This is a genomic window from Streptomyces sp. NPDC045846 (assembly GCF_056431605.1).
Genome location: NZ_JBWKKJ010000006.1, coordinates 153,489 through 168,075 on the forward strand (window position 1 = coordinate 153,489; position 14,587 = coordinate 168,075).

At 72.9% G+C, this 14,587-nt stretch carries 15 protein-coding genes; 5 read left to right on the forward strand and 10 right to left on the reverse strand.

The window, feature by feature from the left end; all coding sequences use genetic code 11:
• Window positions 1–59: 59 nt before the first annotated feature.
• The 6 genes from AC07F3_RS18190 to AC07F3_RS18215 all read right to left on the reverse strand — a co-directional run bounded on the left by AC07F3_RS18190 (window position 60) and on the right by AC07F3_RS18215 (window position 5,445).
• Window positions 60–1,157 carry an NAD(P)-binding domain-containing protein gene (locus AC07F3_RS18190; protein ID WP_479115188.1) on the reverse strand — a complete coding sequence of 366 codons (1,098 nt, stop codon included), beginning with the start codon at window positions 1,155–1,157 and terminating at the stop codon, window positions 60–62.
• Window positions 1,158–1,182: 25 nt separating this feature from the next.
• The gene (locus AC07F3_RS18195; protein WP_479115190.1) at window positions 1,183–2,391 is read right to left on the reverse strand and encodes an LLM class flavin-dependent oxidoreductase; all 1,209 of its coding nucleotides are present in this window, start codon (window positions 2,389–2,391) and stop codon (window positions 1,183–1,185) included.
• Entirely contained in the window at window positions 2,391–3,422 is a 1,032-nt protein-coding gene (locus AC07F3_RS18200) for an ABC transporter substrate-binding protein (protein ID WP_479115192.1), read from the reverse strand. Before AC07F3_RS18200 ends, AC07F3_RS18195 begins: the two co-directional genes overlap by 1 nt.
• Window positions 3,423–3,447: 25 nt before the next feature.
• Window positions 3,448–4,197: an ABC transporter ATP-binding protein gene (locus tag AC07F3_RS18205; RefSeq protein ID WP_479115194.1), complete on the reverse strand. Its 750-nt coding sequence runs from the start codon at window positions 4,195–4,197 to the stop codon at window positions 3,448–3,450.
• Window positions 4,170–5,054 (reverse strand): ABC transporter permease, encoded by an 885-nt coding sequence (locus AC07F3_RS18210; protein ID WP_479115196.1) that lies wholly within the window; start codon window positions 5,052–5,054, stop codon window positions 4,170–4,172. Before AC07F3_RS18210 ends, AC07F3_RS18205 begins: the two co-directional genes overlap by 28 nt.
• Window positions 5,055–5,289: 235 nt before the next feature.
• Complete coding sequence (locus AC07F3_RS18215; protein WP_479115197.1) at window positions 5,290–5,445, reverse strand: putative leader peptide; 156 nt, start codon at window positions 5,443–5,445, stop codon at window positions 5,290–5,292.
• Window positions 5,446–5,504: 59 nt separating this feature from the next.
• On the opposite strand from AC07F3_RS18215, the gene AC07F3_RS18220 reads away from it, so the two are divergent.
• The 5 genes from AC07F3_RS18220 to AC07F3_RS18240 all read left to right on the forward strand — a co-directional run bounded on the left by AC07F3_RS18220 (window position 5,505) and on the right by AC07F3_RS18240 (window position 9,358).
• A complete protein-coding gene (locus tag AC07F3_RS18220; RefSeq protein WP_479115199.1) occupies window positions 5,505–5,927 on the forward strand; it encodes a YjbQ family protein in 423 nt (140 codons plus the stop codon).
• Window positions 5,928–6,078: 151 nt separating this feature from the next.
• A complete protein-coding gene (locus tag AC07F3_RS18225) occupies window positions 6,079–6,654 on the forward strand; it encodes a hypothetical protein (protein ID WP_147267272.1) in 576 nt (191 codons plus the stop codon).
• Entirely contained in the window at window positions 6,651–7,865 is a 1,215-nt protein-coding gene (locus tag AC07F3_RS18230; protein WP_479115201.1) for an MAB_1171c family putative transporter, read from the forward strand. Before AC07F3_RS18225 ends, AC07F3_RS18230 begins: the two co-directional genes overlap by 4 nt.
• The gene (locus AC07F3_RS18235) at window positions 7,862–8,815 is read left to right on the forward strand and encodes a DNA-binding protein (protein ID WP_479115203.1); all 954 of its coding nucleotides are present in this window, start codon (window positions 7,862–7,864) and stop codon (window positions 8,813–8,815) included. Before AC07F3_RS18230 ends, AC07F3_RS18235 begins: the two co-directional genes overlap by 4 nt.
• 75 nt (window positions 8,816–8,890) lie before the next feature.
• Window positions 8,891–9,358, forward strand: coding sequence for a DUF3574 domain-containing protein (locus AC07F3_RS18240; protein ID WP_479115205.1), 468 nt, complete (start codon window positions 8,891–8,893; stop codon window positions 9,356–9,358).
• 24 nt (window positions 9,359–9,382) lie between these two features.
• On the opposite strand, the gene AC07F3_RS18245 is transcribed toward AC07F3_RS18240, so the two are convergent.
• From AC07F3_RS18245 to AC07F3_RS18260, 4 genes are all read right to left on the reverse strand, one after another.
• Entirely contained in the window at window positions 9,383–9,949 is a 567-nt protein-coding gene (locus tag AC07F3_RS18245; RefSeq protein ID WP_479115207.1) for a phospholipase domain-containing protein, read from the reverse strand.
• A 113-nt stretch (window positions 9,950–10,062) separates the two neighbouring features.
• Window positions 10,063–10,641, reverse strand: coding sequence for a PspA-associated protein PspAB (gene pspAB / locus AC07F3_RS18250; protein WP_479115209.1), 579 nt, complete (start codon window positions 10,639–10,641; stop codon window positions 10,063–10,065).
• Window positions 10,642–10,685: 44 nt separating this feature from the next.
• Window positions 10,686–11,591, reverse strand: a complete 906-nt coding sequence (gene htpX, locus AC07F3_RS18255; RefSeq protein ID WP_479115211.1) for a zinc metalloprotease HtpX — start codon at window positions 11,589–11,591, stop codon at window positions 10,686–10,688.
• Between the two features lie 161 nt (window positions 11,592–11,752).
• Entirely contained in the window at window positions 11,753–14,587 is a 2,835-nt protein-coding gene (locus AC07F3_RS18260) for an NHLP bacteriocin export ABC transporter permease/ATPase subunit (protein WP_479115852.1), read from the reverse strand.

Below are 14,587 nucleotides of genomic sequence, written 5' to 3' on the forward strand. Positions count from 1 at the left end.
CCGGTCGGACTCGCCGCGCCCCGCGGGCCCGGTCGGTCGGGCCCGCCGTATCCCGCCGGTCAGACGAGGGCGGGCTCGCGGTCGAGCAGCCGCTTGATCTCCCGCACCGCCGCCCGCCCGGCCCGGTTGGCGCCGATCGTCGACGCCGACGGACCGTAGCCGACCAGATGCACCCGCTCGTCCCTCGCCGCCCGGGTCCCCTCCAGCCGGATGCCGCCGCCCGGCTCGCGCAGCCGCAGCGGGGCGAGATGGTCGACGACCGGGCGGAAGCCGGTGGCCCAGACGATGACGTCGGCCTCGATACTGCGCCCGTCCTTCCACGCCACCCCGTGCTCGGTGATCCGGTCGAACATCGGCAGCCGGTCAAGAACGCCCTTGGCCCGGGCCGCCCGCACGGCGTCGTTCAGGGGCAGCCCCGTCACCGAGACCACGCTCCTGGGCGGCAGGCCGAGCCGTACGCGCTCCTCGACCATCGCCACGGCCTCGCGGCCGGCCTCCGCGTCGAAGGGGCCTTCGCGGAAGACCGGCGGGCGCCGGGTGACCCAGGTCGTCTCCGCCGCGACTTCGGCGATCTCCATCAGATGCTGGGTGCCCGAGGCCCCGCCGCCGACCACGACCACCCGCTGCCCCGCGAACGCCTCGGGCCCCGGATAGGTCGCGGTGTGCAACTGCCGCCCCCGGAACGTCTCCTGGCCCGGGTAGCGCGGCCAGAACGGCCGGTCCCAGGTGCCGGTCGCGTTGATCAGCGCCCGCGCCGCGTAGTCGCCCTCCGAGGTCTCGACCAGCAGCCGTCCCCCCTCGCCCTCCCGCACCGCCCGCACCTCGACCGGCCGGTGCACCCGCAGGTCGAAGGCGTCCTCGTAGGCACTGAAGTACGCCCCGACGACCTCCGAGGAGGGACGGTCGGCCGGCGCCCCGGTCAGCTCCATGCCCGGCAGCGCGTGCATGCCGTGCACCTTGCCGTACGTGAGCGAGGGCCAGCGGAACTGCCAGGCGCCGCCCGGCCGCGGCGCGTGGTCGAGCACCACGAAGTCACGACCGGGCTCCAGGCCCGCCCGCCGCAGGTGGTAGGCGCCGGACAGGCCCGCCTGCCCGGCGCCGATGACCACCACGTCCACGTCTCGCACCCCGAAGTCGTTCACGGTTCTACCAACCATGCGGGGTGCGTGGATCTTCCCGGGGTCAGCGCCCGCCCCCCACCAGGAGCGGGGCCCCGCCCGGCGCGGAGGCCGGGCGGCCGTTCGCGGCGGGCACGCCCAGCAGCGGCGAGGCCGGAATCCGCGGCAGCAGCCCCCGCGTGGCGAGCTCGGGGGTCACGCCCTCCCCGAACCAGTACGCCTCCTCCAGGTGCGGATAGCCGGACAGCACGAAGTGCTCGATCCCGAGCTCGTGGTACTCCTCGATCCGGTCGGCCACGTCCGCGTGGCTGCCGACCAGGGCCGTGCCCGCCCCGCCCCGCACCAGACCGACGCCCGCCCACAGGTTCGGCGAGATCTCCAGCTCGTCCCGCGAGCCGCCGTGCAGGGCGAGCATCCGCTGCTGGCCCACCGACTCGCTCCTGCCGAGCGCCTGCTGGGCCGCCGCGATCGTCTCGGCGTCGAGGTCGCCGAGCAGCCGGTCGGCCGTCGCCCACGCCTCGTGCGCCGAGTCCCGCGAGATGGTGTGCAGCCGGATGCCGAACCGGACCGTGCGCCCCCGCTCCTCGGCGAGCCCCCGGATCCAGTCGATCTTCTGCTTCACCTGCGCGGGCGGCTCGCCCCAGGTCAGATACACATCGGCGTGGTCGGCGGCCACCGGCCCGGCCGCCGCCGATGAGCCCCCGAAGAAGATCTCCGGCAGCGGGTCCGGCGGCAGCGCGGTCAGGCCGCCCTCCACCTGGTAGTGCACGCCATTGAAGTCGTAGGGCCGCCCGCGCCACACCCCGCGCACCACGGACAGGAACTCCGAGGTCCGCGCGTAGCGGCGGTCGTGGTCGAGGTGGTCGCCGAAGCGCCGCTGCTCGGTCGAGTCGCCGCCCGTCACCACGTTGAGCAGCAGTCGGCCCCGGGTGATGCGCTGGTAGGTGGCCGCCATCTGGGCGGCGAGGACGGGGGAGATGACGCCCGGCCGGAAGGCGACGAGGAACTTGAGCCGCTCGGTGTGCTGGGCCAGCGCGGCCGTCGTCAGCCAGGCGTCCTCGCACCAGGTGCCCGTGGGTGTCAGGACCGCTTCGAAGCCCAACTGCTCGGCCGCCTTGGCGATCTGGGCCAGGTACTCGATGTCGGGCGCGCGCACCCCGCCGGTCGGAGTGATCCGCGAGCGTGTGATGCCTCCGTCGGTGTAGGCGTGCCGGTCGACCAGGGTCCGGCCGTCACCGCCGGTGGGCAGGAACCAGTGCAGATGGACGGTCATCAGGAGGAGGCCTTTCCGTACGAGCGGGGGGCGGTGGTGGAGGCGGGAAGGGAGCCGTTGAAGCGGGTGTCGACGTAGTCCTTGAAGGAGAAGCGGCGCGGGATCAGCTTGAGGTCGGCGAAGGTGTCGGCGATCTGCTGCTCGGAGGCGACGGCCGCGGCGTCCACGGCCACCGCGACCCGCGTGCCGTTGCTGCGCCGCACCGAGTCGAGTGCCACGTCGTAGGGCAGCCCGGTCTCCTTCGACCAGACCTTCGCCCAGGCCTCGGGATGCCGGAAGACCCAGTCCTGGGCGCGGTTGAGGCGCTGGAGGTAGTCCCCGATGGCCTTTGCCTTCGCCGGGTCGCCGAGCGAGGAGGGCGCCGCGACCTGGAACCCCAGGCCGTTGACCACGCCCTCGCCGGTCGTCAGGACCCGCCCCTTGTGCGCGCCGAGGACCTGGGCGGTGTACGGGTCCCACACCGCCCAGGCGTCGACCTTGCCGCGGCTGAAGGCGGCCAGCGCGTCGGCGGGCTGGAGATAGCTGAGCCGGACGTCGCCGATGGTGAGGCCGGCCTTCTTCAGCGCGGCCAGCAGCTGGTAGTGGGCGGAGCTTCCCTGGGCCACGGCGATCGACTTGCCCCGCAGGTCCGAGGGGCGCTTCAGCGGGGAGTCCTCGGGGACCAGGATGCTCTCGCCGGCGGAGGAGCCGTGGCTGGCCGCCACCACCTTGATCTTCGAGTCGGCGCCCGCGGCGAACACGGGCGGTGTGTTTCCCACCGCGCCGATGTCGACGGCCTTGGCGTTGACCGCTTCGAGCAGGGGCGGGCCCGAGGTGAACGTGGACCACTTGATCGTGTAGTCGAGGTGGTCGAGTTCCCCGGCGGCCTTCAGGACCGCCTCGGAACCGCCCTTCTGGTCACCGACGTTGAGCGTGATCGCGCCGGACCCCGCGCCCGGCCCGCTCTTGGCGTCGGCGGCGGAGTTGCCGCCGCACGCGGCGAGCAGCAGGGAGATCGGCAGGAGGAGGGAGGGCAGGGTGTGGCGTCGCACGAGTACGTACTTCCTTCGTGAAGGGTCAGGCGGAGGCGGCGGCGGGCGTCTGTACGCCCAGTTCCTCCAGGAGCCGGGACCGCAGGGCCGCGAAGCCGGGCGCACCGACCGTGCGGGGGCGGTCGAGGCCGAGGGGCGCGTCATGGGCGATGGCGCCGTCCCGCATCACCAGTACGCGGTCGGCGAGCAGCAGCGCCTCGTCCACGTCGTGCGTGACGAGCAGGACCGCGCACCCGCGCCGCTGCCACAGCTCGGCGACCAGCTGCTGTGCCTTGATCCGGGTCAGCGCGTCCAGCGCGCCGAACGGTTCGTCGAGCAGCAGGAGATCCGGCTCGCGCACCAGGGCCCGGGCCAGTGAGGCGCGCTGGGCCTCGCCGCCGGACAGCGTTTTGGGCCACGCTCCCGACCGGTGACCGAGCCCCACCTCCTCCAACGCGGCCTCGGCGACATCCCGTCGGGGCTTGCCCGGCAGCCCGAGCAGGACGTTGCGCCACACCCGCTTCCACGGCATCAGCCGCGGTGCCTGAAAGGCGACGGCCCGCCGCCTGGGCACGAGCACCGTGCCCTCGATCTCCCGGTCGAGTCCGGCGAGCACCCGCAGCAGCGTCGACTTCCCGCACCCGCTGCGGCCGAGCAGCGCGGTGAACTCGCCCGCCCGCAGCGTGAGATCGAGCCCGTCGATGACGGGCCGCCCGTCGAAGGACCGAGTCAGCCCCTCGACCCGTACGGCGTCGGTGTTCGCGGTGGTCACTGGCCCGTGAAGGTCGGTCGCCATTGGAGCAGCAGCCTTTCGAGAGTGCGGACGACGGCGTCGGCGAGCAGGCCGAGGAAGGCGTACACGACCAGGCAGACGACGATCACGTCGGTGCGGAAGAACTCGCGGGCCTGGTTCATCAGGAAGCCGATGCCGGCGTCCGCGTTGATCGACTCCCCGAAGACCAGGGCGAGCCAGGCGGTGGCGAGCGAGTAGCGCAGCCCGGTCATGGCGCCGGGCAGCGCGCCCGGCAGCACCACGTGGCGCACCAGCCCCCAGCGGCCGAGCCCCAACGCCTGTCCGGCCTCGACGAGTTGGGCATCGACGCCGCGGATCCCGGCGTACACGTTCAGATACAGGTGGAAGGCCACGCCGAGCGCGATCAGGGCGACCTTCGGGGCCTCGCCGATGCCCAGCCAGATGATGAACAGCGGAATCAGGCCCACCCAGGGCACGGTGCGCAGCATCTGCACGGTGGCGTCGATCAGATCCTCGCCGAGGCGTGAGAGACCGGACAGGAGGGCGAGGCCGATCCCGGCCGCGCCGCCGATGAGCAGCCCGACGGCCACCCGCTGGAGCGAGATGCCCATCGCCGACGGCAGCGTGCCGTCCGCGATCAGATCGGCCCCGGCGCGAGCCACGGTGCCGGGCGAGGCCAGCGTGTCGGGGCTCAACACCCCGGTGGCGCTGAGGACTTGCCACACCACGAGCAGCGTCAGCGGCCCGGCGGTACGGCGCACCCAGCGCGGCACGGAGGCCGCCAGGCCGCGGCGGGAGGCGAGCGGAACGACCGGTTCGAGCTGGGGACCGGTGGGCGGGGCCGAGGAGGAACTACCGGAATCGACGGATATATCCGGCGGCGCGTGGTCGACGGTCATGGGGACTCCATGGTCGAAGGGGAGGACGGCCGCGGCGCGCCCGGGGGACGACGGCGGCCGCGACCACGACGCCGGTGTGCGCGGGCACGGGGCGGTGGTGCGGGCGTGGCCGTCCGGCCGGACGCGTCAGCGGGCGGCGGTGAGGCTCAGGAGGAAGGAGAGGCGTACGAAGGCGCGGGGTGCGACATCCGGCCGCGGCAGGCGGACGGAGGCGTCGGCTCCGGCTGAAACGACGTCAGCGGCCGCGACAACAGGCGGCGGAGGCCACCCGCAGCAGGTCGATGTGACCGCGCGTGGTGAGCAGGGCTGTACGCGACATGGCGCGAACGTAGCGACCCGTTCCGGACGAGGTCAACGGTGTCTCGCCCCTCGGACGCGCGATCTTGCCCATCGGGCGCCACCCCGGTGCGCCCGCGCGCGAACCCCGGGCGCGGGCGGGAAGATGGGGGCATGTCCGACGTCTTCAGCACCCACGTCCTGCACATCGCGACCGGCTCCCGCGAGACGGTTGCCGATCTGACCGGGGACTGCGAGGAGTTCCTGCGCCAACGGGCGGCGGGCCGCGACGGCCTGCTCAACGTCTTCGTGCCGCACGCCACGGCCGGCGTCGCCGTCCTGGAGACCGGCGCCGGCAGCGACGACGACCTGCTCGCGGCCCTGCACACGCTGCTGCCCGCTGACGACCGCTGGCAGCACCGGCACGGCAGTCCCGGCCACGGCCGCGACCACGTGCTGCCCGCCCTGGTGCCGCCGCACGCCACCCTGCCGGTCATCGGCGGGCGGCTCGCCCTGGGCACCTGGCAGTCGGTGTGCCTGGTGGACACGAACAAGGACAATGCCAACCGGCAGGTGCGGCTGAGTTTTCTCGGCTGAGTTGGTAAAGGTGCTTACCCGCTCGGTGAGTTGAGGGTGTGGCATCATGGCCGCGTTGTCCGCCGGGGGTCGGCAGCCCGAATCCCCGGCACCACCGAATCGGCATTGCAACGGCCTGCTTCTCCAGCGTGGAAGGCGTGGAAGGCTAAGGATGAAGGTGTCTGGCTCTGCGTTACCGTCGCCGGAGGACCGTCGGCTCAGGCGCCGTCTCAAAAAGGTTCGTCAAACCTGTGAGGCGCTGCTCGCGGACTGGGGCATGGAGCACGGGTGCGGTATTGATGAACTCCACCGCTATCTCAGCACACAGAACCAGCGGCCCATCCATCTGATTCCGATGCCCTTCCCGGAACGCCATCTCTTCGGGCTGTGGCTGAAACTCGACGAGTTCGACATCATCGCTTACGAGAAGGCCGCCTCCCCGTCGCACAAAGAACACATCATTGCCCATGAACTGTCGCATATCGCCTTCGCGCATCGCGGGTCCGTGGAATTCGACCGCAGTGATACGAGTCAGTTGTTCACGGATGTCGAACCGGCCGTCGTGCAGAGCATGTTGATGCGCTCGCGCTACAGCGACGACGAGGAGCAGGAAGCCGAGACGATGGCCTCGTTGATCCTGGCCCGCGCCACCAAGCGGTGGCTGGAACCCGCCTGGGGCGTCCCGGAGGAGGCCGCGGAGATCGTCGCCCGCATCGAGAACGGCGTCGGCCACCCGGACCCGTCATGAACGCGGTCAACGGCATACTCACCTGGGTCTGCTCCCTCGGCGGCCTCGCCGCCTTCGCCTACCGGCTGCCGGACCTGCTGCGCAGAAGGCACGACGTCGCCCTGTGGGCGCTGTGCGTCTACTTCCTGTGCTCCGGGATCAGCTTCCTGGTCGACCTGGACGCGCTGCGGGTGCACATCTCCGACCTGTTCGGCCTGCCCAACATCACCTCGCTGATCGTCCAGGTCGCCGTCGTCGTCCTCACCGCCGCCCAGCAGGTCGTCCTCGTCCACTGGTCGTCGCCGCCCGAGGAGGCACAGCGCCGGGCCAGGCACCGGGTGCTGTTCTTCGGGGCCGCCCTGTGCGTCCTGGTGGTGGCCTCCCTCGCGGTCAGTCCGGTGGCCAGCGCCAAGACCGCCACGTCGACGATCCTGCTCAGCATCCAGGACGGCCGGTACGCGCTGTACATGTCGTTCTACCTCGTCATCTGCGGTATCGGGCAGTTCGAGACGGTCCGGCTCTCGCTGCGCTTCACCAAGATGGCCAACCGGCAGTGGCTGAAGGTCGGCATGCGGACCGTGACGGTCGGCGCCAGCCTGATCCTCGTCTACTGCGTCACCCGCAGCATCCAGATCGCCGGCACCCGGCTGCACTACGACGCCTCTGCCCTCGACCCCATCCAGTGGTCGTGCGGCACCATCGGCGCCCTGCTCCAGATCACCGGCTGGACCATCCCGTCCTGGGGCATCCACATCACCCGCGCCCTGGGCTGGCTGCGCAGCTACCGCTCCTACCTGCGGCTGCGACCCCTGTGGTGGGCGCTGTACCAGGCCTCGCCGGACATCGCGCTCGACCCGCCCCGGTCCTGGGCCCGCGACCTGGTCCCGCCGCGCGACCCGCACTACAGCCTCTACCGGCGCGTCATCGAGATACGCGACGGCCAGCTGATGCTGCGCACCTCGCTCTCGCTCGCCGACTTCTCCCGCGTGGCCCGCTCGCTGGGCCTGCCCGAGGACCCCACGTCGCCGCTCGGCGAGGCGCTCCAGGTGCGGGCCGTCCTGAACCGCCCGGCCGAGGAGCGCGACGAGCAGGCCGACGCCTCCGACATCCCGGCACGGCCGCCGTACGACGACTTCCGTGACGAGGTGGAGTGGCTGACCCAGGTGGCGTCCTCGTTCACCGCACTCACCCAGGGCCGGGCGGTGCGCGTGCCCGACAGAATCGCCTCATGACCCAGGCGTGCCCCCCGCCGTGCCACGGCGCCGGCCGCGACCGGCTGACCGCCTTCGCGCGGGCGGAAGTCGAGCGCCTCGTGGCCCTCGACGCCGCGCACGGGGCGACGGCCGCGGTGCCCGAGGTCCGCGAGCTGCTGCGGAGCCTCCCGGAGCTGTCGGCCGACCCGGCGCGGTCGGCCGGGGCGGACGGCGACCTGCTCGCCGCGCTCGCCGAACTCTGCGAAGTGATCGGCTGGATCCTGTTCGACGCGGGCCTGAACGGCGCGGCCCGCCGGATGAACGCCCGCGCCCTGGACCTCGCGCACCGCTGCGGCGACCTCGCGATCGCCCGCCTGGTGCTGCTCAACGACAGCATGCTCCACGCCCGCGCCGGACGCCCGGGGGCCGCCCTGGAGAGCGCCGCCCGGGTGGCCGGGCCCCGCCCGCTGCCCACCCTGGTCGCCACCCTCGTCCTGGTCCGCCGGGCGCACGCGACCGCGATGCTGGGCGGTGACCGGGAAGCGGACCGGCTCATCTCCCGGGCCCGCAGCCGGTTCCTGGACGGCGCCTCGCGCCACGACCCGCCCTGGGCCTGGTGGATCGACCAGCCCGAACTCACGGGCCACCACGGGTGGGTCCTGGCCAGGCTGGGCGACTGGGACCGCGCCGTCCCCCTGCTGTACGAAGCCGCCACCGCGCCCGGCCCCTCGTACCGCCACCTGTTCACCGCGGAGCTCCTCGACGCCCTGGCCGGCGCCGGAGCCTGGCGCGAGGCCGAGGACCTCATCAGGGACCTCGCCCCGCGCGCCGCGGCCATCGGCTCGGTCCGGACGACCGAGACCCTCGCCCGCACCGCCGACCGCTTACGCGGCTGCGCGGCGGTGCCCCCGAACCTGCGGAACGCGGCGGCCTTCCTTCTGGAATCCGTCCCCCGGCACGTCGACGGCCAGGAACGTCCTTCCCGCTAGGGCCGGCCGGGAGCCGCCCGGCCCGCGAGGACCAGCCAGGTTCCACCCCACCACCACCCGACAGACAGGGACCACATGCTTCACATCAGGGTGTCCACGCCCGCGGCCGCCGCCATCGTGGCGGTCGTCCTCCTCTTCGCCACCGGCGGGCCCGTGTCCGAAGTCGCCTACGGCAGGGCCGCCGCGACCCAGCCGGAGACCGCCACGCACGGCAGTCCGTACCTGGCCACCCATCTCTACTTCGGCACGGGCCGCCACAACGGGGAACCACCCATAACCGACGAGCAGTTCATGAAGTTCGTCGCCGACGTGGTGACACCCCGCTTCCCGTCCGGACTGACCATCCAGCAGGGCCGCGGCCAGTGGCGGGACAAGACCGGCAGCATCAACCGCGAGCTCTCCTACGAACTCACCGTGCTCTATCCCCAGCGCGAGGCCCGCACCCACGACCCCGACATCGAGTACATCCGCCACCTGTACTGCTCGATGTACGGGCTCGAATCCGTCGGCCGGGCCGATGTGAAGGCCCAGGCCGACTTCTGAGCCCGGCCGCCCGGCGCGCGGCGCTCAGCGCGTGAGCCGCCGTACGACGAAGAGCATCGCGCCGAGCAGCACCAGCACCGTCCCGGTGATCAGGGAGTCGAGGTCGCTGAACGCGGCGCCCCGCAGCCCGCGCCCGTCCGCCGCCGGGTCGCGGGGCGCGACGGGAGCGGGCCGGGCCCCGGCGGCCCGGTCCGCACCGGTCATCGGCGGCGCGGAGGCGGCGGGCGACGGGATGGGCGGGGGAGACGGGGAGGCCGAGGCGCAGTCCCGTACGCCGCTCACGTCCTGGCGGAAGCCGCCTGGCCCGAGGACGGTGAAACGGTAGCTCTGCCGCTCGGCGACCGGGACCAGGATGGTCCGCGACCGGCCCGGCTCCACGGTGGCCGAGACTCCCGCCAGTTGGAAGGTGAACGGCGCGTCACCCCCGTTGCTCGCCGTGACGTCCACCCCGCCCCGGGCGCAGTCGTCGACCGCCGTCACGGACGGCGCGGGCCCCCGTGCGGGCCGTGCGGCCGCGGTGCCCGCGAGGGCGCTCACGGCCGCCAGCGCCACCGCCCAGCGGGGCGCGACGCGCTTGGGTGCATGCCTCACAGCGGGCCCTTCGGGCGGGAGGTCGGTACGCGACAGGGACGTCCTCCAGTACGGCAGCGGGCGGCCCTTCGTTCAACGGAGGGGGCCGGCCGGCCCGTTGGGGCTCAGGAGCCTCACAGGCCCGGTGCGCCCCACACCGGGAACCAGCGCGACAGATCGCCCTCGACGCGCAGGTCGTCCGCCACGACCGCCCTGATCCGCAGCTCCAGCGCGTTGTCACGGCGCTCCCCGGACAGCGGAGCGAAGGGGTAGAAGGTGCCCCGCTTGTAGAGGTACACCAGGGCGAACGCCTGGCCCTCGGCGTCCTCGAACCCGATCAGGGAGCACAGGAGTTGGGGGCCGAAGCCCGCTCCCTCCAGCGCGGTGTTCACGGCGTGCAGATCGCCGACGAGCGCCGCCAGGTCGTCGGGGGAGCGGCGGGACAGCAGCCAGGAGTACCCGTAGGAGTCGCGGCTGAACTCGACGCAGGACGCGTCGCGTTCGGCGTCCGCGTTCAGCAGGTCCGTCACGTCCTGGCGGATCCGCGCGAAGGCGGCCCCCTCCACCGTGGTGAAGCACACCGAGCCCCGGCCGGTCGGGGTGAACCCGGCGGCCGCCTCCAGGGTGACCGCCGCCGACGGCAGGGCGAACAGCCGGTCCAGGTCGGGCGGGGCGGGCCGGGTGCGCCCGAGCAGGATGTCCAGGAAGCCCATGCGCTCCGTCCTCGTTCAAAGGGGGCAGGGTCGGTGGCCGCGCCTCAGGCGGGTCGGCCAAGATCCGCGGAGATCTTCGCCAGCCGCTCCAGGCGCTGCTCCAGGCTCGGGTGGGTGGCGAAGAGCCGGGCGAGGCTGCTGCCCGCGCCGAAGGCCGGGACGAAGTAGAAGGCGTTGAACGCGCTCGCCGTCCTGAGGTCCTTGCTCGGGATGCGGGCGATGTCCCCGTCGAGCTTGGTCAGCGCCGAGGCGAGGGCCGAGGGGCGCCCGGTGAGGAGCGCCCCGGCCCGGTCGGCGGCCAGTTCCCGGTAGCGGGACAGCGCCCGGATGAGGAGGAAGCTCAGCGAGTACACCAGCGCCGAGACCGCCATGACGCCCATCAGGACGGCCATGGTGTTCTGGTCGCGCCGCCCGCGACCCCCGTACAGCTGGGAGTAGAAGGCGAAGCGGACGACGAGTCCGGCGATGACGCCGAGGAACGAGGCGACCGTGATCACCGCGACGTCGCGGTGGGCGACGTGCGACAGCTCGTGCGCCAGGACCCCTTCCAGCTCGTCCGGTTCGAGGCGCCGCAGCAGCCCGGTGGTGACGCACAGGACCGCGTGGTCGGCGTTGCGGCCGGTCGCGAACGCGTTCGGCAGATCGATGTCGGAGACCGCGACCTGGGGCCTCGGCATGTCCGCGGTAGCGCACAACCGGTCGACGATGCCGTGCAGTTGGGGCTGCTGCTCGCGGGTGACGACGCGGCCGTGCATCGCGTACAGGGCGACCTTGTCGGAGAACCAGTACTGCGACCACAGGACGGCGGCGGCCACCACGACGACCACCAGCGTCGACTTGAGCAGGACCAGGAGTGCGGCGACGAACGCCACGTACAGCAGTCCGAGCAGGAACACCGTGGTCAGCATCCGGGCGGTGAGCTGCCGGTCGGGCTCGAAGCGGCTGTGCACGGCCGTCACACCCGGCCCGGATCGGCGTCGCCCGCCCGCGCACGGGGCCGCGCGGCCGGGGCCGGGGGCCAAAGGAGGGACGGCGCATTCCTCTTGATCATGGCGTTCTCCAGGACCGGTGAAGTGCTGCTCACTCTCCACCATGCCACCGCGCCCACCGTTCAGCGCAGCTGCCGGCGGACCAGTTCGTGCAGGCGCCCGCGGGGGTCGGCGAGGAGTTCGGCGGGCGGGCCCTGCTGGACGATCCGGCCCTCGGACATCACGATCACGCGGTCGGCGTCCAGGACCGTGGAGAGCCGGTGGGCGATCACCACGCGGGTGGCCCTGAGGCTCCGGGTGCTCTCGATCACGACGCGCTGGGTCTCGTTGTCGAGGGCGCTGGTGGCCTCGTCGAAGAACAGCACGCGGGGGCGCCGCACCAGCGCCTGGGCGATCATGAGCCGCTGGCGCTGGCCGCCCGACACGGCCCCGCCACCGGAGATCATGGTGTGCAGCCCCATCGGCATCCGCTTGATGTCCTCGGCGAGGCCCGCCATCGCGGCGGCCTCCCACACCTCCTCCTGCGTGAACACCTCGGCCCCGCAGACGCAGTCCAGGATCGATCCGGTGAGCGGCTGGGCGTTCTGCAGCACGACCCCGCACTGGCGGCGCACGGCCGCCCGGTCCAGGGCCGCCAGGTCCTGGCCGTCGTACAGGACGCTGCCCGAGACCGGGTCGTCGAAGCCGATGAGCAGCCGCAGCAGGGTCGACTTGCCGCAGCCGCTCGGCCCGACCACCGCCACGAACTCGCCCGGGGCCACCTTCAGGGACACGTCGTCCAGGACCAGCGGCCCGTCGTCGGTGTAGCGGAAGGACAGGCCCCGTGCCTCGATCCCGCCGGACAGGACGCCGGGCTGGGTGCTGGCCCCGCGCACCTCGGGCGCCTCGTCGAGCACCGGCTTGATCTGCTCGAACATGGGCAGCACGGCGGCCGCGGAGATGAACGCGCCGGTGAGCTGGGTGACCGCGGTCAGCAGCATCGTCACGGCCGTGTTGAAGGTGAGGAAGGCGCTCGCCGACAGGGCGCCGCGGGCCGGGCCCGCCAGCAGGACGAACAGGAGGAGCGAACACAGCGGCAGATACACCGCGTTGAGGACGGTCGTCAGGTTCTTGATCCGGCCGGCCCGCTTCTGGAGCTCCCGGCTGCGCGCGAACTCGCCCGCCCACGCGCCGTACGCGAAGCTCTCCGCCGCCGCCACCCGCAGCTTGGGCAGCCCGCGCAGGGTCTGGAACGCCTGGTTGTTGAGCTTGTTGCCCAGCTCGACCAGTCGGCGCTGCCAGCGCAGCTCCCACATCCCGAGGGTCAGGAACACCAGGGCGATCACGACCAGCAGGGCGAGCGCCACCAGCGCCAGCGGCACGCTGAAGCACAGCAGCAGGACCAGGTTCACCACGCCGACCGTGCCCGCCTGCACGGCCACCGGGCCGATGCCCGAGAGCACCCGGCGGATCGCGCTGACCCCCATCGCCGCGCCGGCCAGTTCACCGGTCGAGCGCTCGGTGAAGAACTTCGTCGGCAGCCTCAACAGCCGGTCCCACACGGCGGGTTGGAGCGTGCTCTCGATCCGCCCTTCCATGCGCAGGATGGTGAGGTTCTGGAGCAGTGTGAACGCGGCGGACACGACGGCGCTGACGATGACGGCGAGCGAGACCTGCACGATGAGACCGCTCTCGGCGCGCGGCACGTAGACGCCGAGCACCTGGCCGGTCGCGAGCGGCACCAGCGCGCCGAGCGCCACGGTCACCAGACCGGCGAGCAGCAGATTGCGCATATCGCCGCGGGTGCCGCGCAGGCTGAACCGCAGCAGCCCCCACTTGCCCAGCGCCTTCTCCGGCAACGGCCGGTAGAACATGACGGCGCGCCGCTCGAACTCGTCCGCGTTGCCCGCGTCCACCCGGGTACGCCGGCCGGACGCCGGGTGCACGGCCTCGTATCCACCGCGCCGCCACAGCAGGGCGACCGGCGTGCCGCTCGTCCGGTGGCCCACCAGCGGGCCGGAGTCCTCGCGCCACCAGCGCCCGTCCAGGCGCACCGGCCGGGTACGGATGCGCGAGGCGACCGCGACCTGCTCGACCGGGTCGATGCGGTCGCTCACGGCGCCGCCGAGCGCCGGGTCGGCGAGGGTGATCCCGGCCGCCCCGGCCACCAGGCGGCAGGCCGCGTAGGTGGCGTCGTCACCGGAGCCCGGGGTACGCGAAGGCGCCTTGCGGCGTTGGCCGATGGAGGTGAGCAGCGCCCGGTCGGCCTCCTCGCGGACGGCCTCGCCCGCCTTGATGCCGGCCGCGGCCCGGTCCTCGTGCGCCCGCTCCAGGTGCTCGATCCAGCGGTCGAGGGCGGCGAGCAGCCGGTACTGCCGGTTGACCATGCCCTGCCACAGGGCGCCGTCGACCAGCAGGTCTCCGGCCGCCTCCGCGCTGAAGGCCGCCCCGTACTGCACACTGCCGGGCGACACCGGGAGCCAGAGGATGTCGTCGTCGGCCACCGCCTCGTCGAGCGCGGTGCGGCCGTCCAACGGGGCCTCGAACAGCACGCGTTGACCGCGCCCGACCCCGAGCGAGAAGGCGTGCTCCAGCAGGCTGAGGGCCGCGTCCCCGGTGTCGTACTGGCTGAGGTACTGCCCCGCGTACGGGTCCGGCGACCCGTACAGCTCGCGCAACGGGATGCGGCGCAGCACGCACTCCCTCAAGGGGCGCCCGACCAGGGTGTGCTGCGGGCCCTCGACGGGGCCGAGCAGCAGGGTCCCGGGCTCCAGGCGGCCGAGGAAGTGCCAGTGGCCCTGGGCCGCCGCGTCGACCGCGAACAGGTCGAGGGCGCCGCTCACCACCAGCCACAGCACCTGCGGCCCCTCCAGGGAGAAGCCGCCGAGACCGGCGCAGTCGACGTGCTGTCCGAGCCCGCCGAGCGCGCCGACGACGGCGTCGTGCCCGGCGGCGCCGGGGTCGGCGACCGGATGCAT